Here is a 16,335-nt window from a genome sequence, read left to right as displayed (position 1 = left end):
GGCGGCGGCTGGCTCAACCGGGCCAGCCTGCCGCGCGGAGAGCGGCGCGGACCTGTGCCACCACCTCGTCAGGAGTGTGGCGCACCGCCCAGGCCGGGAACCGCAGCACCCGGTCGCCCTCGATCCAGAGGTCGTTCTGTCGTCGCATGTCCGCCCAGGCGGCCCGCGGGTCGAGGTGCTGTCCGCCGTCGATCTCCACGTGCACGCGCCACTCGTCGAACCAGACGTCCAGGTACCGACGACGCCCGCTGGCGTCGCATCGCACCGCCTGCCGGGACGGCTCGGGCAGGCCGGCGCGGCGTGTCAGCCTGAGGAAGTCCAGCTCGGGCAGGGAGTGGGAGCCGCCTGCCGCATCGGCGGCTGTTTGGCGGATGAGGCTGCGGCGTCGCGCCCGCGGTAGCCGGTCGAGCACGCGGTGCAGGTCGTCGCCGGCGACGAGCCGCTGCTGGAACCCGGCCGCGATGATCGCCCGCGCGTCCTCGTCGGTGGCTGCCCACTGCGCGGCGTCCACCAGCGAACGTGCTGGCATGGTGCGACACGGCTGACCCACCCGTAGCACGTCCTCCTCGGGCAGGTGGGTGGTGCGGTGCAGCAGGACGCCGGGCGGAAGCGATCGGGTCTGGTGCGCGGCGGGCAGGAGCAGGTGCACGGCTCGGCTGTCGTACCGGCGCAGGCCCCAGGCGCCGGCAGCGGTAGGGCCGGCGAGTACCGCCGCCGGACCTGCGGCCAGCACGGCTATCCAGCGGCGCTGGTCTGCGCTCACGGGGCCGTTGTGGGTGACGAAGACGGCGCGGTGCACCTGTCGCCACCGTTGGACGGTGACCCGGTGCCGGATCGCCTTGGGAGTCAGGAACTGCCGTGCCTGCGCCAGGCTGATCACATCGTCCTGATGGAAAAGCAACCAGGTCAGTTCGTCGGCGTCGTCTCCTGGCAGTGCTCGCGCCAACCGGGCCCAACCCCTACCGCTACCCCCACCCTGCCCCAGGCTCCCGCCCCTACTCTCGCCCCTCACCCCACCACTCTCCCCACAGAGGGATCACCTCTCCACCCCCTGTGGACAACCTCCGGATCTTGGTACGAATCCGCCCCCCTGAGGGCAATTTCGTACCAAGATTCGCGAGGCCCGTTCGCGTGGCGCGCGTCAGGGGCCCAGGAGAGTGGTCAGGTGGGGGTTTGCGAAGACTTTCTGCGGGTCCAGGTGGTGGCGGAGGGACTGGAAGTCGGCGAACTTCGGGTACGCCGGGGCGAGCGACTCCGCGTCGCGCCAGTGCAGCTTGCCCCAGTGGGGGCGACCGCCCAGCCCGGCGGTGACCTCCTCGACGGCCCGGAAGTACGGCTCGTACGGCGCGCCGACGTACTGGTGGACGGCGATGTACGCGGAGTCGCGCCCGTACCCGTGGGAGAGCCAGATGTCGTCGGCGGCGGTGAAGCGCACCTCGACCGGGAACTGCACCTTGAACGGGAGCCTGTCGACGATGCGGCGCACCTCGGCCAGGGCCTCGGGGAGGGCGGCGCGCGGCAGGCCGTACTCCATCTCCATGAAGCGGACCCGGCGCGGCGTGCAGAAGACCGCGTCCGAGCGGCCGGTGTAGGTGCGTTCGCTGAGCGCCCGGGCGGAGGCCGCGTTGATCGCGGGCACCAGGCCCGGCGCGGCGCGGCCGAGCCGGCAGAGGCCGGCGAAGACGGTGTTGGAGAGGAAGTCGTCGTCGAGCCAGGCCCGCCAGCGGGGCAGCGGCCGGTCGTCGGCGGGCACCCGGTCGTTGGTCTTGAGCTGCACCCGGTCGGTGTAGGGGAACCAGAAGAACTCGGCGTGGTCGTGCGCGGCGACCAGCGACGGCAGGTCGGCGAGGACGTCGTCGAGGGCGGCGGGGCGCTCGTGGGCGCGCAGCACGAAGGCGTCCACGACGCGCAGGGTCACCTCGGTGAGCACGCCGAGGGCGCCGAGGGAGACGCGGGCGGCGGCGAAGACGTCCGGGTGCTCGTCGGCGGAGCAGCGCAGCACCTCCCCGGTGCCGGTGACCAGGGTGAGCGCCTCGACGAAGGTCGACAGGCAGCCGTACGCGGCGCCGGTGCCGTGGGTGCCGGTGGAGATCGCCCCGGCGACGGTCTGCGCGTCGATGTCGCCGAGGTTGGGCAGCGCCAGCCCGTGCCCGGCGAGCAGGGCGTTGAGTCGGTGCAGCGGCAGCCCTGCCGGTACGGTGACCAGGCGTCGGTCGCGGTCGACCCGGATTTCGGTGTCGAGGTCGGTCAGCTCCATCCGGTGGCCGTCGGCGCACGCCACGGCCGTGAAGGAGTGGCCGCTGCCGACAGGCCGGATCCGCTCGCCGGCGTCGGCGGCGGCCTGGACGGCGGCGGTGACGTCGGCGATCGTACGGGGGCGGAGGATGGTGGTGGCGGTGCTGCGCTGGTTGCCGGCCCAGTTGCTCCAGTGGTGGCTCGGCGGGGTCGTGCTGCCCATGCGCGCTCCTCGACGTGAACGTGAGATGTCTTCATATCAGGAACGTTGTGCCTGGTAAATACCGCAATCCAGGTCCGCTCGTTGTACCGGTAGTCACGTACTCGTGACGTGCAGATATGTTCATCCGTCGAAGGGGGGTGGCGCCGAGTGTCCACACCAGCCGCCACGACCGGGCCGTTGCGCCGGGTGCCGGTCCAGGGTCGAAGCGTCGCGCGGGTCCAGCGGATGCTGGACGCCTGCGCCGAACTCGTCGACGAGGTGGGGTACGAGGGACTGACCACGACCCTGCTCGCCGAGCGCGCCGAGGTGGCGATCGGGTCGGTCTACCAGTTTTTCCCGGACAAGCGGGCGATCGTGCAGGCGCTGACCCTGCGCACGATGGAATCCTACCTCCAGCGGCTCGACGAGCGGTTCGCCTCGGACGACCTCACGCACTGGTGGGACGGCGTCGACGCGGGGATCGACGAATACATCACGATGCACCGCACCGTCCCCGGGTTCCGTACCCTGCACTTCGGCGACGTGGTCGACCTGCACCTGCTGGACGAGCAGCGGGACAACAACGGCGTGATCGCCGACCAGCTCGCCCGGGTGCTCACCGAGCGGTTCGGGATGGTCGACGAGCCGCGCCTGCGGTTCTGCCTGGAGATCGCCGTCGAGGCCGCCGACGCCCTGATCAAGCTGGCGTTCCGGCGCAACGCCGAGGGCGACGAGCGGGTGCTCGCCGAGGCGAAGGCGCTCATCCGCGAATACCTGCACCGGCACGTGGAGGCGTCGGCCGCCGCCGCTGGCACCACCCCGGCCCCCGCCCCCGCCTCCTGAACCGGCGGCGGCGAGGCTAGAGGAAGGCGTGGCCCTCCCCCCGGTAGGTGGGGACGGTCCCGACCACCCGGTCGCCGTCGACCAGGTGCAGCTCGTTGACGCGCTCGCACAGCTCGCCGGCCTTGGCGTGCCGGAACCACACCCGGTCGCCGACGCGCAGGCCGGCGGCCGCCGGGCCGGTCAGCGGGGTCTGCACCTCGCCGGCGCCCTCGGCGCCGAGGAGCTTGAGCCCGGTCGGCAGCCAGGGGGTGGGCAGCCGGCTGGCGGCGGGCGGGCCGGAGGCGATCCAGCCGCCGCCGAGCACGGTCGCCAGCTCCGGCGTCGGCCGGCGGACCACCGCGCAGGCGAAGAACGCCGCCGGGGTGGGCCGCCAGGCCCGGTACGCGTCGAACAGCGTCGGCCCGTACAGGCCCGATCCCGCGGTGACCTCGGTGACCGCGGGATCGGCGCTGGTCGCCGCCACGCTGCCGGTGCCGCCGCCGTTGACGAACTCCAGGTCGGCGTGCTCGCGTACCGCCGACACCGCCGCGCCCCGGCGGGCCAGCAACTCGCGGTACGACCCGCGCTGGGCGGCCCGGATCGCGGCGGCGAGGGCCGCCCGCCCCGGCGGGGCGTCGCCCAGCCCGGCGATCTGCGCCTCGTACGACATGAGCCCGACCAGCCGGAAGCCCGGCCGGGCGGCGATCGCGGCGGCGAGCGCGCCGGCCGCCCGGGCGCTGTGCACCGGTGAGCGGCGCACCCCGACGTGCACCCGCCTGCCCAGGGGCCGCCAGGACGCGTCGAGGTCGATGCAGACCCGCAGCGCGGGCCGGCGGCCCGGCGGGCACACCGCGTCGACGAGGTCGAGCTGGTCGGTCCCGTCGACCATCAGCGTGACCGCCCCGGCCAGCCCCTCGTCGGCGGCCAGCTCGGCGAGCGCCCCCCGGTCGGCCGTCGGGTACGCCACCAGCGCGTCGTCGGTCACGCCGGCCCGGACGAGCCAGCTCGCCTCGGGCAGGGTGAACGCCATCACCCCCCGCCAGCCGGGGCGGCCCAGCACGCGGCGGAGCAGCTCGCGGGACCGGACGGACTTGCTGGCGACCCGGATCGGCTTGCCGCCGGCCCGGGTGGGCAGCGCCGCCGCGTTGGCGTCGAACGCCGCCAGGTCGACCACCGCGTACGGCGGGTCGAGGTGGGCGGTCGCCCGTTCCAGGCGTACGCGCAGTTTGTCGCCTTCGCTGGTCACGTGTGCACGCTAACTGTCGATCGGTCAATTGTGAAAGAGCCTCGCGTCTGCCGGACCGTCTTCCTCCCGGCGGCCCGGGGACACGGGCGGCGGCGGGTGGCGTCTGCGGCCTAGGCTCGGCGAGCAGGCACTGTCACGGGCGGGAAGTCCCCCGGCCGGGACTAGAGTGTTGCACCGGGATGCCCAACGTTGGGCCGGCACGTGGAGGTACGGCCATCGAAAGCCAGAACAGCGGCGAGTCGCCCGGCGAGTCGCCGTCGGCCGGCCCGCCCGGCGCCGAGGACACCGGCCGCACCGGCACCCAGGCGGGCACGCAGCCGGCCGGGACGCAGCCGGCCGACCGGTCCGGGGCCGCCGCGATCCGCTCCGTGCTGCGCATCCGACCGTTCCGCCGGCTCTGGATCGTGCTCGGCGCCGCGTCCTTCGGCGACTGGCTCGGCCTGCTCGCCACCTCGGTCTTCGCCGCCGCCCAGGTCTCCGGCAGCACCGCCCAGGGTGCCGCGTTCGGCACCCTGATCGCGATCCGGCTGCTGCCCGCGCTGATCCTCGGCCCGGTGGCCGGCGTGCTCGCCGACCGGTTCGACCGGCGCTGGACCATGGTCATCTGCGACGTGCTGCGCTTCCTGCTGTTCGCCTCCATCCCGCTGTTCGCGCTCACCGGGGCCAGCGGCGGGCTGGTGGTCGGCTGGGCGGCGATCGCCACCTTCCTGATCGAGACGATCACCCTGCTCTGGATCCCGGCCAAGGAGGCCGCGGTCCCCAACCTCATCCCGCGCGCCCGGCTGGAGGCGGCCAACCAGCTCACCCTGATCACCACGTACGGGCTGACCCCGATCGCCGCCGCGCTCGGCCTCGCCCTGCTCGACCGCAGCGTCCGGGCGGCCACCGGCGGCGAGATGCCGTCCTGGGCCGAGCCGGCGCAGCTCGCGCTGTGGTTCAACGCGTTCTCCCGGCTCGCCACCGCCCTGGTCGTCGCCTTCGGGATCAAGGAGATCAGCCAGGCGCAGGCCGGCGAGGCGGCGCGCACCGAACAGGGCGTCATGCGCCAGTTCACCGAGGGCTGGAAATACATCGGCCAGACCCCGCTGGTCCGTGGCCTGGTGCTCGGCATCTTCGGCGCGTTCGCCGGCGGCGGCATCGTGATCGGCACGGCCAAGTTCTTCGCCGCCTCGCTCGGTGCCGGTGACGCCGCCTTCTACCTGCTCTTCGGCGCGATGTTCATCGGCCTCGCCCTGGGCATCGGGCTCGGCCCGATGATCGTCCGGGACATGTCCCGGCGGCGCTGGTTCGGCATGAGCATCGTGCTGGCCAGCGCGTCGGTGCTGGTGCTCGCGTTCGCCGTGCACCTGTCCATGGCGATGCTCGGCGCGATCCTGGTCGGGGCGGGCGCGGGGATGGCCTTCCTCGCCGGCACCACGCTGCTCGGCGGCGAGGTCGCCGACGAGGTGCGCGGCCGGGTCTTCGCGGTGGTGCAGATCGGCACCCGGCTGGTGTTGATCCTCGCCATCGCGCTGAGCAGCCTCCTCGTCGGCGTCGGCGGCTCCCGCAAGCTGACCATCGCCGACCTCGGCATCTCCGTCTCCTCCACCCGGCTGCTGCTGCTCGCCGCCGGTGCCGCCGGCATCTTCGCCGGCATCAGCGCCTTCGGCCAGATGGACGACAAGAAGGGCGTGCCGGTCCTCGCCGACCTGTGGGGGTCGATCCGGGGCCGCCCGCTGATGCCGGCCGAGCACTTCGTCTCCAGCGGGCTCTTCGTGGTCTTCGAGGGCGGCGAGGGGGCCGGCAAGTCCACCCAGCTCGCCGCGCTCGCCGAGCGGCTGCGCGGGCAGGGGCGCGAGGTGGTGGTCACCCGGGAGCCGGGCGCCACGGAGGTCGGCGCGCGGATCCGCGCCCTGCTGCTCGACGCGACCGCCGAGGGGCCGTCCCCGCGCGCGGAGGCCCTGCTCTACGCCGCCGACCGGGCGCACCACGTCGCCACCGTCGTCCGGCCGGCGCTCGTCCGGGGCGCGGTGGTGATCAGCGACCGGTACGTCGACTCGTCCCTGGCCTACCAGGGGGCCGGGCGGACGCTCCCCGTCGACGAGGTCTCCTGGCTCTCCTCCTGGGCCACCGGCGGGCTCAAGCCCGACCTGGTGGTGCTGCTCGACGTGGAGCCGCACACCGGCCTGTCCCGGGTCGCCGCCCGCAACGAGGGGCCCGACCGGCTGGAGGCCGAGTCCGTCGCCTTCCACGAGCGGGTCCGGTACGCCTTCCTCGACCTCGCCGCGAACGACCCGAAGCGCTACCTGGTGCTGGACGCCTCCCGCCCGGTCGAGGAGACCGCCGCGCTGGTCGCCCGCCGGGTGGAGGAGTTCCTGGTCGACCCGGCCGGGATCGTGCACCCCCGGCCCGCCCAGGGGCCCGACACCTCGGTGCAGCCCGAGTTATCCGACTCGGAGCTGGTGACGATGGAGCACCGCACCTGATGCCGGACGTCTCCGCAGCCGCCGCGCCGGAAACCGCCGCCCCGTCGGGAGCCCCCGCCAGCCCGCCGGGCGTCTTCGCCGACCTCGTCGGGCAGGACGACGCGGTCGCCACGCTGCGCCGGGCCGCCGCGGCGGCCGCCGCCCAGCTCCGGCAGGCCACCCCCGGCGGTGAGCCCGCCGCCGACCCCGGGGCCGGGATGACCCACGCGTGGATCTTCACCGGGCCGCCCGGCTCGGGCCGCTCGCTGGCCGCCCACGCCTTCGCCGCCGCCCTCCAGTGTGCGTACGGCACCGGCTGCGGCACCTGCCCCGGCTGCCACACCACGATGGCCGGCACCCACGCCGACGTGCGGCTCGTCGCGCCCGAGGGGCTCAGCATCGGCGTCGGCGAGATGCGTGCCCTGGTGCTGCGGGCGGCCAGCACCCCGTCCGGCGGGCGCTGGCAGGTGGTGATCATCTCCGACGCCGACCGGCTCACCGAGGCGGCCGGCAACGCGCTGCTCAAGGCCGTCGAGGAGCCACCGCCGCGCACGGTGTTCCTGCTCTGCGCCCCGTCCACCCACCCCGACGACGTGTCGGTGACCATCCGGTCGCGCTGCCGGGTCGTACCGCTGCGGCAGCCCGCGCCCGAGGCGGTGGCCGAGGTGCTGGTCCGCCGGGACGGGATCGCGCCGGACGTGGCGCGGTGGGCGGCGGCCGCCGCGCAGGGGCACGTGGGTCGGGCCCGGCGGCTCGCCGGCGACCCGCAGGCCCGCAGCCGGCGCGACGCCGTGCTCGCCGTGCCCCGCCGGCTCACCGGGGTGGGCGCCGCCTTCGACGCGGCGTCCGCGCTGATCGAGGCCGCCGAGGCGGAGGCCGCCGCGTCCGTCGCCGAACTCGACGAGGCGGAGAAGGCCGCGTTGCAGACGGCGCTCGGCGCGGGCGGCACGGGCCGGGGCGCGGCCGGCGCGATGCGCGGCGCCGCCGGCCAGCTCAAGGACCTGGAGAAGCGGCAGAAGTCGCGGGCCACCCGCGCCCAGCGCGACGCCCTGGACCGGGCCCTGGTCGACCTCGCCGGCTTCTACCGCGACGCCCTCGTCGCGGCGCTGCGCGCGCCGGTAGCCCCCGTGCACACCGACGCCGCCGCGCTGGCCGAGGCGGGCGGGCAGAAGTGGCACGCCGAGGGGGCGCTGCGCCGACTGGAGGCCGTGCTGGAGTGCCGGTCCGCCATCGAGTCCAACGTCAAGCCGCGCATCGCCGTGGAGGCGATGATGCTGGCCCTCTGGAAGGGCTGAACCGCCCACCCCTGCTCCGTCCACAGGGCATCGACAGGCCCGATTGGTGTGCGGTACGGTCCGGTGATGCCGTGGTGACCGTGGCGGCACACTCAGTGAGTGCACTGCCGGGAGGAGTCCGCGATGCCTCGGGGGGAGATCGACGAGGCCTGGATCGAGGAGGCGGTGCGGCGCTACCGCCGCATCGAGGCGTTGCAGGCCGAGTTCGACCAGGCGGTGGCAACCGTGGAGGTCACCGTGCGTTCCCCGGACGGCCTGGTCGAGGTCGCGGTCACCGCCGACGGCCGGATCACCGACGTGCGCTTCCTCGGCCCGCTGCACCAGCGCCACCACCGCGACGTGGCCGCCTCCGTGCGCGCCGCCGTGGCCGCCGCCGCCGACGCGGCCCAGTGGGCCCGGGAGAAGCTGCACAACGAGACGTTCGCCGCCTACCGGCCCCTCGCGGGGGCCTGACGTGGACGAGCTGCGCGCCCTCGCCGCCCGGCTGGACGAGGCGAGCGCCACCCTGGAGACGCTGGCCCGCGCCGTGACCGCCACCGACCCGCCGCACCCGGCGTTCGGCGCGCACGTCCCCGGGCGGCCCGGCGAGATCGGCCAGGCCCTGCACCGGCGGTGGACCGACGCCACCGGCGACCGGGCCCGGGAGGCGACCGTCGCCGCGTCCCGCCTCGCCGCCGCCGCGTCCGCGGTGCGCACCGCCGCCGACCGCTACGCGGGGGTCGACGACGCCGTCCGCCGCCGGCTGGGCCGGGAGTTCTGATGGACGCCCTCGACCGCCTCGCCGAGCCGGGGCTCGACCTGCTCGACCGCGTCGACACGCTGCTCGCCGACGGGGCACCCGAGGGGCACCGGCTCTGGCCGCTGCTGCGCCGCATGCAGGTGCTTCCCGGCGACGCCGTGCGGGGCTTCCTCGACCTGCACCCGGCCCCGCTGGCCGGCGCCGGCCACGCGGTGCGCGGGCTCGTCCGGGCGTACGACGAGGTCAGCCGCACCCTCACCGACCCCGCCGCCTGGTCCGGGCCGGCCGCCTCGGCGTACGACCAGGCGCGCGCGGTCCTGCTGCGCCACCTCGACGAGGGCCCCGAGAGCCTGGTGGGCCGGCTGGAGGCCACGGCCGGCTACGCCGACGCCCTCGCCGACTGGGTGGAGGGCAGCCGCCTCGCGCTGGCCCGCGCGCTCGCCGACGTGCTCGGCTCCGCCGAGGCGGTCCGGGTGCGCGCCGCCACCGCCACCGCCACCACAGGCGGGGCCGGGCCGGGCGGGGCGGGGCTGCTCGCGGCGGCCGACATCGCCCACCGGGTGCTGGCCGTGCTCGGCGTGGCCTACGACGGGGCGGAGACGCTGCTGCGCCAGTGGTCGCCGAGCCTCGCGGAGACCACCTGGCGCGGGTCGACGGTCGGCGGCCCCTACCACGGCTCCCCGCTGCGGGTCCGGTGACCGGGCGGTGACGCGGGGGTGGGTGCCGGGCCGCGCCGCGTCGTAGGGTGAAGGCATGGGCATGCTCTGCGCGGTCAGCTTCAACCGGTACGGGCGCCTCTACTACCTCGACCCGGGCGAGTTCCGCCCGCAGGTGGGCGACCGGGTGCTGGTCCCCACCGACGACGGCCCCGAGGTGGCGGAGTGCGTCTGGGCCGCGCAGTGGGTCGGTGAGGACACCGACGGCTTTCCCCGGCTCGCCGGCCTCGCCACCGACGACGACCTGCGCCGCGACGAGCTGCTGCGGCGGCGCAAGGCCGAGGCGAAGGTGGCCGCGAAGCGGCTGATCCGCGAGCACGGCCTGCCGATGAAGGTGGTCGCCGTCGACCACGTGCTCGCCACCGCCGACGGCGGCGGTGACCGCACCACCGTCTACTTCACCGCCCCGCACCGGGTCGACTTCCGGTCCCTCGTGCGCGACCTGGGGGCCACCCTGCACTGCCGGGTCGAGCTGCGCCAGCTCTCCGCCCGCGACTCCGCGCGGGTGCAGGGCGGCATCGGCTCCTGCGGGCGCGACCTGTGCTGCGCCACCTTCCTCACCGACTTCGAGCCGGTGACGATCCGGATGGCGAAAGACCAGGACCTGCCGCTCAACCCGCTGCGCATCTCCGGGGCCTGCGGCCGGCTGATGTGCTGCCTGAAGTACGAGCACCCGCTCTACCAGAAGTTCCAGGAGTCGGCCCCGCCCGTCGGCAGCCGGGTGTCGACCCCCGAGGGCGACGGCCGGGTCGTCGGGCACAGCGTCCCCCGCGACGCGGTCACCGTCCGGCTGGACGCCGACGGCTCGCGCTCCATGTGCTCCCGCGCCGCCGTCTGCGGCTCCCGCCAGGCCCACGACCAGCGCTACAACGCCTGAGCCGGCTCAGGGCTCCAGCACGATCGGCGGCTCGGCCAGGCGCGGGGTCAGTGGCTCCTTCGGGGTCAGCCAGGAGGCGGTCGGGGACCCGTCGGGGTTCGGCCGCCAGTCGCGGGCGACCCGGTCCACGGCGACCGGGTAGACGGTGAGCGTGCCGTCCGGGTCGATGCGCATCCGCAGGAACGCCTTCGCGTCGTCGATGCCCTGGCCGGCGAACAGCTCGTTGACGTTGACCCCGAACGCTGCCGCCACCAGCAGGTACGCCGCCACCAGTTCGGTGGCGAGGAGGCCGATCAGCGGGCCGTACACCACCGCCGCGGCGGCCACGGGCAGCGGCCACGGCCAGTCGTGCAGGGGCACTGACAGCCAGGCCCAGGTGCCGGCGGCGGCGAGCGCCACCTGCGCCAGCCCGTGCGTGACGCCGAGGATCCAGTGCCGCACGTGCCGCTTGCCGCCCGCGCTCGGCGGCTTCGCGAAGAAGACCGCACCGATCATCGTCACCAGCAGCATCGCCACCAGGGGGACGCTCAGCAGCCGCTGCTCGGTGCCGCCGGCCCGGCCCGCCGCCACCCCGGCCATGGCCAGCATGAGCAGGGTGTGCACGGTGCCCAGCAGGGTGCCGAAGCCCGGGTTGCGTCTCGGCAGCCGGGCGAAGACGCCCCAGCCGTACCGGCGGGAGCGGGCCCGGTCGGGGAAGGTGGCCGCGAGGTCGTACGGGAGGCTGCGGCTGGCCCGCCGGGACAGGGTGTCGCGCGGGGGCACCTCGATCCGCTCCGGCAGGTGGTGGGTCGGGTACAGGTAGGCCCCGCCGCTGCCGCAGGTGACGAGCTGCCGGTCCGGGCCGGCGTACCGGGCGTAGTGGTGCAGGTCGCCGGAGACCAGCAGCCGCACCCGCGCCCCGGTCGGCGCGACGATGGTGCGGATGAAGTAGTCGATCGAGTCGTACGCCGTCGGGTGGTCGACGGCCTTGACCCACGTCGGCGCCGGCACGGCCAGGATCACCCGGCTGCCCGGCCCCAGCCGCTTCGCGACCGTGTCGAAGTAGGTGAGCTGCGGGTCGTCCAGGTACGAGCCGGACTGGTCGTCGAGGCCCAGCAGCCACCATTCGGCGGGCAGCTCGACGGCGAAGTACGAGCGGGACTGGCCGGTGCCCCAGCCGCCGAAGTGCCGGTCCCGGGAGCGGACGAACAACCGCAGGAAGGCGGTCAGCCCGTCGTACCAGTCGTGGTTGCCGGGGACCGCGAACAGCGTGGGCCGCTCGGGCGGCGTGACCGGCAGCGCGGCCTGGTACGGCCCCTTGCAGCGGTCCTCGTACGCCTCGTAGGAGGCCGACGGGTAGACCTGGTCGCCCCCCATCACCAGGGTCTGCGCGCGGGGCAGCCGGTGCCCGTCGACGGTCAGCTCCGGCTGGGCGAGCAGGTACGCGACCGAATAGGTGGCGTCGAAGCCGTCGCCGAGGTCGGCCACGTAGTCCAGCCACAGCCCGCCGTCCGGCCCGACCTGGCGCTCGATGCGGGCCTCCAGCGAGTTCTGCAGCTCCCGCTTGTCCAGGTACGCCCCGAACAGCATCGCCAGCAGCGTACGCAGGCCGGTGCTGATCAGCAGGAGCGGCGCGAGCCACGGCACGGGCCTGCGCGGGGTGAAGCCCAACTCCGGCGGGTCGATGCTGCGCGGCCGGCGGGCCGTGCGGGCGAAGGCGCGCTCGTCGTCGGGATCATCGAGAGGGGCCGGGCCGTCGACGGGGGTGCGATCGTCGGTCACCAGCCGCAGCGTAGTCCGGGTGGGGCCGATCCGCTGTCGGGTGTGAGCAGGGACGGGCCGGATGTCCGGTTGCTGCCGCTGCCGCTGCGGTCGCCGTTGCGGGGCATCCCGCTGTGGCGATGGCCGGGGCGTGCCGTACACTCGACGATTGTTGCCGCCTTAGCTCAGTCGGCTAGAGCGACGCACTCGTAATGCGTAGGTCGACGGTTCGATTCCGTCAGGCGGCTCAGAGGATGCCCTGACCAGCGGAGACGCAGGTCAGGGCATCGTTTGTATCGATGAGGATTCGAATCGCCCCCCCCCGAAAGCCAGGTCAGGTGGCCGATGTGAACTCCGCTTCTCAGCTCTGCAGGTAGGCCAGGACCGCCAGGATCCGGCGGTTGTCGTCCTCGGAGGGCTTGAGACCGAGCTTGTTGAAAATGTTGTAGCTGTGCTTGCTGACAGTCTTCTCGGTGACGAAGATCCGGGTGGCGATCGCAGCGTTCGACCGACCCTGGGCCATCAGAGCGAGGACCTCATGCTCGCGCGGGCTCAGCTTCAGGAGCTTAGGGTCGGCGGCGCGGTGGGTGAGCAGTGCACTCACCACGTCGGGGTCCATGACGGTGCTGCCGGCAGCGACCTGCCGGACATTGTCGATGAACTGGCCGACGTCCGTAACCCGATCCTTCAACAGATAGCCCACCGCGCCCGCGCGATCCGACATCAGCTCCCGGGCGTAGATCTGCTCGACATACTGCGAGAGCACCAGAATGGGAAGCCCTGGAATCTGCCGGCGGGCTTCTACGGCGGAACGCAGTCCCTCGTCGGTGAAGGTCGGCGGCAACCGCACGTCGACGATGGCGACGTCAGGACGGTGCGTCATCAGCGCCCGGATCAGGGCGGCCCCGTTGTCAACGGCTTCCACAACCTCGAACCCATTGGCCCGCAAGATCCTGATCAGGCCCTCGCGGAGCAGGGCGAGGTCCTCGGCTATCACGATACGCACGGCAGCGACATCCTCACCTCGGTAGGTCCGTCCGGCGGACTGTCAACGGTCAGCGTGCCGTCGAAGGCCGCCAGCCGACGCTGGATGCCACGCAGGCCGGTGCCGGAATCGATCGAAGCACCCCCACGGCCGTCGTCGGACACCAGCATCGTCAACTCTCCTGCAGCGCCGTCCCGATGGGGTGCGAACTCCACGGTGATCCGGATCTGCCGGGCCTGGGCGTGCTTGATGGCGTTCGACAAGGCCTCGGCGACGGCGAAGTAGGCCGCGGACTCGATCGGGGCCGGCAGCCGTCCGGGTAGGCGGGTCACCACCGTGGTCGGGGTCGGATTGACCAGGGCCAGGGCCTTGAGGGCGCCCTCCAGGCCACGGTCGGCCAGTACCGGCGGATGGATGCCTCGTACCAGGTCGCGCAGCTCGGTCAGGGCGCTGGAGGTCGACTCGCGGGCCTCAGCCAGCAGTTGCTGGGCTGCCTGCGGATCCTTGGGCAGTAACTGTTCGGCCAAGCCCAGGCTCATACCCAGCGACACCAGCCGGGCCTGCGCGCCGTCGTGCAGGTCGCGTTCGATTCGGCGCAGCTCGCCGGCCTGGGTGTCGACGGTCTCAGCTCGCGAGGTCGCCAACTGTTGAACGCGGGCCCGCAGGCGCGCCTGCTCGGTGGGGCCGAGCAGAGCGCGGATCACCCGAGCGTTGAGGTTCGCCAGGCGTGCCGCAGTGGTGTACCAGAGCAGAAGGAAAACCGGACCGAGCGGTACCAGCGCGAAAGACTGCGCGACGCTGTGCAGCCGGAATGCCTCCCCCATCGGGGTGCGGAACACCTGAGGAGGCGTCAGTTGATAGATGAGCGGATAGGTCAGGTAGACGACTCCGAAGGCGAAGAACAGCAGCGATAGTCCGCTACTCAACCAGATGGTGATCGAGTTGACCACCAACCAGATCCAGTCCCGCCACGTCGCCGGGTCGCGCAGGATCGTCCAGAGCCGCGCCAGCCACCCGGCGTCCGGCGTCGGCTGATAGGGGTGGGCGGGCACCGGTACGCCGAGCCGGTCGGCGGCCCACTGGCGGTGCAGGTCGGCAAGCCAGCGCACCAGTGCGGTGGTGAGCAGAATCAAGGGGATCCCGACGCCGAGAGCGGCGATTGACACCGAGGTGATCCAGACCGTGGCCAGCACGGCACCCAGGACCGAACCTGTCAGCAGCACCAGCGACCAGCCCAACAGGCTCATCCGCAAGGCCAGCGCGGAGCGCGCAGCCGGACCGCTGCGTGCGACGGGATCAGGCCCAGAGCGCTCCCGCGAGGGCGAGGAGCCGCCGGGAAGTGTGGTTCCGCTGGAATCGGTCATCTCACTCCCTCATCGCGCATCGTGCCGAATCGACGGGATTGGCGGTCGGTCCATATCGGCTCCGGGCGATCCGCAATTCCCGCGGTGGGGTTTCCTTCACTCCCTGCGGGGCCAGCACCCAGGTTGTCAGTCCTCGGCCATGGAAGCTGGTATCGCCGGTCGACGGCTCAGCCGGCTGAGCCGTCGACCGGCGCACACCTTACCCGCCGCGCAAGCAGTGTCGGCCCGCTCCCGGAATCTCTGCCCCGACCTCGCCGTCATCGAGATCGGGGCCCCTCCCACCCGCTGGCACGATGCCGTTACTTGACGGTGGCGGTCATCTGTGCGATTTCGTTGAGCACCAGGACGGGATTGTCCTGGGGAACGTCGTGCGAGCTGCCCTTGGCGGCGACGAGGGTGTGGTCGGGCCCCGCCTTGACGAACGCGGCGGCCGCGTCGCGCCAGGCCTGAGCGTCCTGCGGAGAACCGTCGAAGGGTGTCTTGTCCGACACGATGTAGGTGACGGGGACGCTGTCGGGCCAGGAGACCTTGTGGTACGCCTGGTGCGTGGGACCGAAGTTGTCGGCCGTGGCGATGAGCTGGCGGTTCGCCTTCGTCGACGGCGCCTTCTTGAGCTCTTCGATCTGCGGCGCGGTCAGCGTGACAATGCGTTGGATCTGGGTGTCGGTGAAGAATTGCGGCACGTTGGCATCGATCAGCACCGCCCCGGAGACAACGCCGGGGTTCGCGAGGACGAAGTAGTGGGCCACCTCCCCTGCCTGCGAGTGGCCCGCGAGGACCACGTTCTGGGTGACGCCGAGCTCACGCAGACCGGCCTGCAGGTCGGAGGCGGCGGCCTGGGGGTCCCATGGGCCCTGCACCTCCTCGCTGGCGCCCATACCGGCCCGATCGTAGGTGATGATCTGCGATCCAGTTGCCTGCGACAGCTGCGGCACCAGGGCATCCCAGTACGAGGAGTCCTCGCCGCCGCCGGCATCCAGCACGATGGTGGGAGAACTTCCGGGCGTGACGTGGAAGGCAAGTTGATGCCCGCTGTTGGTGATCATATGCAAGCCCGCTGCGGGCGCCGCGCTTGTCGAGGTCGAGGGAACCGCGGCTTCCGGACTGGCTGCTGGCGCGGCCTGCGGCGCCGCCGAGTCATCACACGCGGCGAGTGCACCTATCACGGCGACGGGAAGGACGAGGGCCAGGGCGGCCCGATGGAACCGGGAGATTTTCTGTGTGGTCATGGAATGAGCTTCCACGGTTTCTGGATCTTGTGCGATCGTGCTATCCCCCCAGTCGGGTTGGGAGTTATCTCTACCCCCCGGAGGAGAGTTAGCCTCGATCGTTCATGGGTGGCGTCGGATGTGCCGACCCCTGGTTAGTTGATCGGTTATCACCGATGGATGCTGTCTGGGGGCGTGGTGGTGGGCCGTCTGTCGCGGCGGTGGGCGTGGTCTCCTGGGTTTCTCCGGTCGGTGGGATGGCGGCTGTGCTGGTCAGCCGGGGGCGGGGATGGCCGCGATCCGGGTGAACGCGGTGGTGATCTGGTCGGCCCAGGGCCAGGTCGTGGGGATGCGTAGCCGTCGGCGGCGTTGGCCGTGGACCAGGCGCGCGGCGGTGTGCAGCACGCGGTAGCGCAGCTGTTTCGGTTCGCAGCGGGCCAGGTCGCCGTCGAAGGCGAGGAG

General features: G+C 73.1%; 14 protein-coding genes, 1 tRNA gene and 1 pseudogene. 8 read left to right on the top strand and 8 right to left on the bottom strand.

The window, feature by feature from the left end; genetic code table 11:
- Positions 1–13 precede the first annotated feature (13 nt).
- Together GA0070558_RS13725 and GA0070558_RS13720 are read right to left on the bottom strand one after the other, a co-directional pair.
- Positions 14–880 (bottom strand): DUF559 domain-containing protein, encoded by an 867-nt coding sequence (locus GA0070558_RS13725; RefSeq protein ID WP_256091921.1) that lies wholly within the window; start codon positions 878–880, stop codon positions 14–16.
- Between the two features lie 261 nt (positions 881–1,141).
- On the bottom strand, positions 1,142–2,458 hold the full coding sequence (locus GA0070558_RS13720; protein WP_091279394.1) for a D-arabinono-1,4-lactone oxidase: 1,317 nt from the start codon (positions 2,456–2,458) through the stop codon (positions 1,142–1,144).
- A 147-nt stretch (positions 2,459–2,605) separates the two neighbouring features.
- On the opposite strand from GA0070558_RS13720, the gene GA0070558_RS13715 reads away from it, so the two are divergent.
- Entirely contained in the window at positions 2,606–3,280 is a 675-nt protein-coding gene (locus GA0070558_RS13715) for a TetR/AcrR family transcriptional regulator (protein WP_386969731.1), read from the top strand.
- A 16-nt stretch (positions 3,281–3,296) separates the two neighbouring features.
- On the opposite strand, the gene GA0070558_RS13710 is transcribed toward GA0070558_RS13715, so the two are convergent.
- On the bottom strand, positions 3,297–4,505 hold the full coding sequence (locus tag GA0070558_RS13710; RefSeq protein ID WP_077935722.1) for an amino acid deaminase/aldolase: 1,209 nt from the start codon (positions 4,503–4,505) through the stop codon (positions 3,297–3,299).
- A gap of 179 nt (positions 4,506–4,684) precedes the next feature.
- Here GA0070558_RS13710 and tmk point away from each other — a divergent pair, with 179 nt between their 5' ends.
- The 6 genes from tmk (at position 4,685) to GA0070558_RS13680 (ending at position 10,576) form a co-directional block, all read left to right on the top strand.
- Positions 4,685–6,970: a dTMP kinase gene (tmk, locus tag GA0070558_RS13705; RefSeq protein ID WP_256091920.1), complete on the top strand. Its 2,286-nt coding sequence runs from the start codon at positions 4,685–4,687 to the stop codon at positions 6,968–6,970.
- Positions 6,970–8,244, top strand: a complete 1,275-nt coding sequence (locus GA0070558_RS13700; protein WP_091279388.1) for a DNA polymerase III subunit delta' — start codon at positions 6,970–6,972, stop codon at positions 8,242–8,244. Before tmk ends, GA0070558_RS13700 begins: the two co-directional genes overlap by 1 nt.
- Positions 8,245–8,367: 123 nt before the next feature.
- Positions 8,368–8,697 (top strand): YbaB/EbfC family nucleoid-associated protein, encoded by a 330-nt coding sequence (locus tag GA0070558_RS13695; protein ID WP_043961499.1) that lies wholly within the window; start codon positions 8,368–8,370, stop codon positions 8,695–8,697.
- A gap of 1 nt (position 8,698) precedes the next feature.
- Positions 8,699–9,004 carry a hypothetical protein gene (locus GA0070558_RS13690; RefSeq protein WP_091279386.1) on the top strand — a complete coding sequence of 102 codons (306 nt, stop codon included), beginning with the start codon at positions 8,699–8,701 and terminating at the stop codon, positions 9,002–9,004.
- Positions 9,004–9,681, top strand: a complete 678-nt coding sequence (locus GA0070558_RS13685; RefSeq protein WP_091279383.1) for a hypothetical protein — start codon at positions 9,004–9,006, stop codon at positions 9,679–9,681. The genes GA0070558_RS13690 and GA0070558_RS13685 overlap by 1 nt, the downstream gene beginning before the upstream one ends.
- Positions 9,682–9,736: 55 nt before the next feature.
- A complete protein-coding gene (locus GA0070558_RS13680; RefSeq protein ID WP_077935724.1) occupies positions 9,737–10,576 on the top strand; it encodes a PSP1 domain-containing protein in 840 nt (279 codons plus the stop codon).
- A 6-nt stretch (positions 10,577–10,582) separates the two neighbouring features.
- Here the strand turns inward: GA0070558_RS13680 and GA0070558_RS13675 are convergent, their stop codons facing one another.
- On the bottom strand, positions 10,583–12,337 hold the full coding sequence (locus GA0070558_RS13675; RefSeq protein ID WP_439709596.1) for a metallophosphoesterase family protein: 1,755 nt from the start codon (positions 12,335–12,337) through the stop codon (positions 10,583–10,585).
- A gap of 153 nt (positions 12,338–12,490) precedes the next feature.
- Here GA0070558_RS13675 and GA0070558_RS13670 point away from each other — a divergent pair.
- Positions 12,491–12,564 (top strand) — tRNA-Thr (locus GA0070558_RS13670).
- 113 nt (positions 12,565–12,677) lie between these two features.
- On the opposite strand, the gene GA0070558_RS13665 is transcribed toward GA0070558_RS13670, so the two are convergent.
- From GA0070558_RS13665 to GA0070558_RS13650, 4 genes and pseudogenes are all read right to left on the bottom strand, one after another.
- Complete coding sequence (locus tag GA0070558_RS13665) at positions 12,678–13,322, bottom strand: response regulator transcription factor (RefSeq protein ID WP_091279380.1); 645 nt, start codon at positions 13,320–13,322, stop codon at positions 12,678–12,680.
- Positions 13,310–14,665 (bottom strand): sensor histidine kinase, encoded by a 1,356-nt coding sequence (locus GA0070558_RS13660; RefSeq protein ID WP_091279377.1) that lies wholly within the window; start codon positions 14,663–14,665, stop codon positions 13,310–13,312. Before GA0070558_RS13660 ends, GA0070558_RS13665 begins: the two co-directional genes overlap by 13 nt.
- 299 nt (positions 14,666–14,964) lie before the next feature.
- Complete coding sequence (locus tag GA0070558_RS13655) at positions 14,965–15,894, bottom strand: alpha/beta fold hydrolase (RefSeq protein WP_091279374.1); 930 nt, start codon at positions 15,892–15,894, stop codon at positions 14,965–14,967.
- A gap of 252 nt (positions 15,895–16,146) precedes the next feature.
- Positions 16,147–16,335: pseudogene (locus tag GA0070558_RS13650) on the bottom strand (IS1380 family transposase); the annotation flags it as partial.

Origin of the sequence: Micromonospora haikouensis (assembly GCF_900091595.1) — a bacterium.
GTDB classification, from domain to species: Bacteria; Actinomycetota; Actinomycetes; order Mycobacteriales; family Micromonosporaceae; genus Micromonospora; species Micromonospora haikouensis.
Note: the sequence above shows the minus strand (reverse complement) of the source record. Positions and strands in the feature narration are given on the sequence as shown.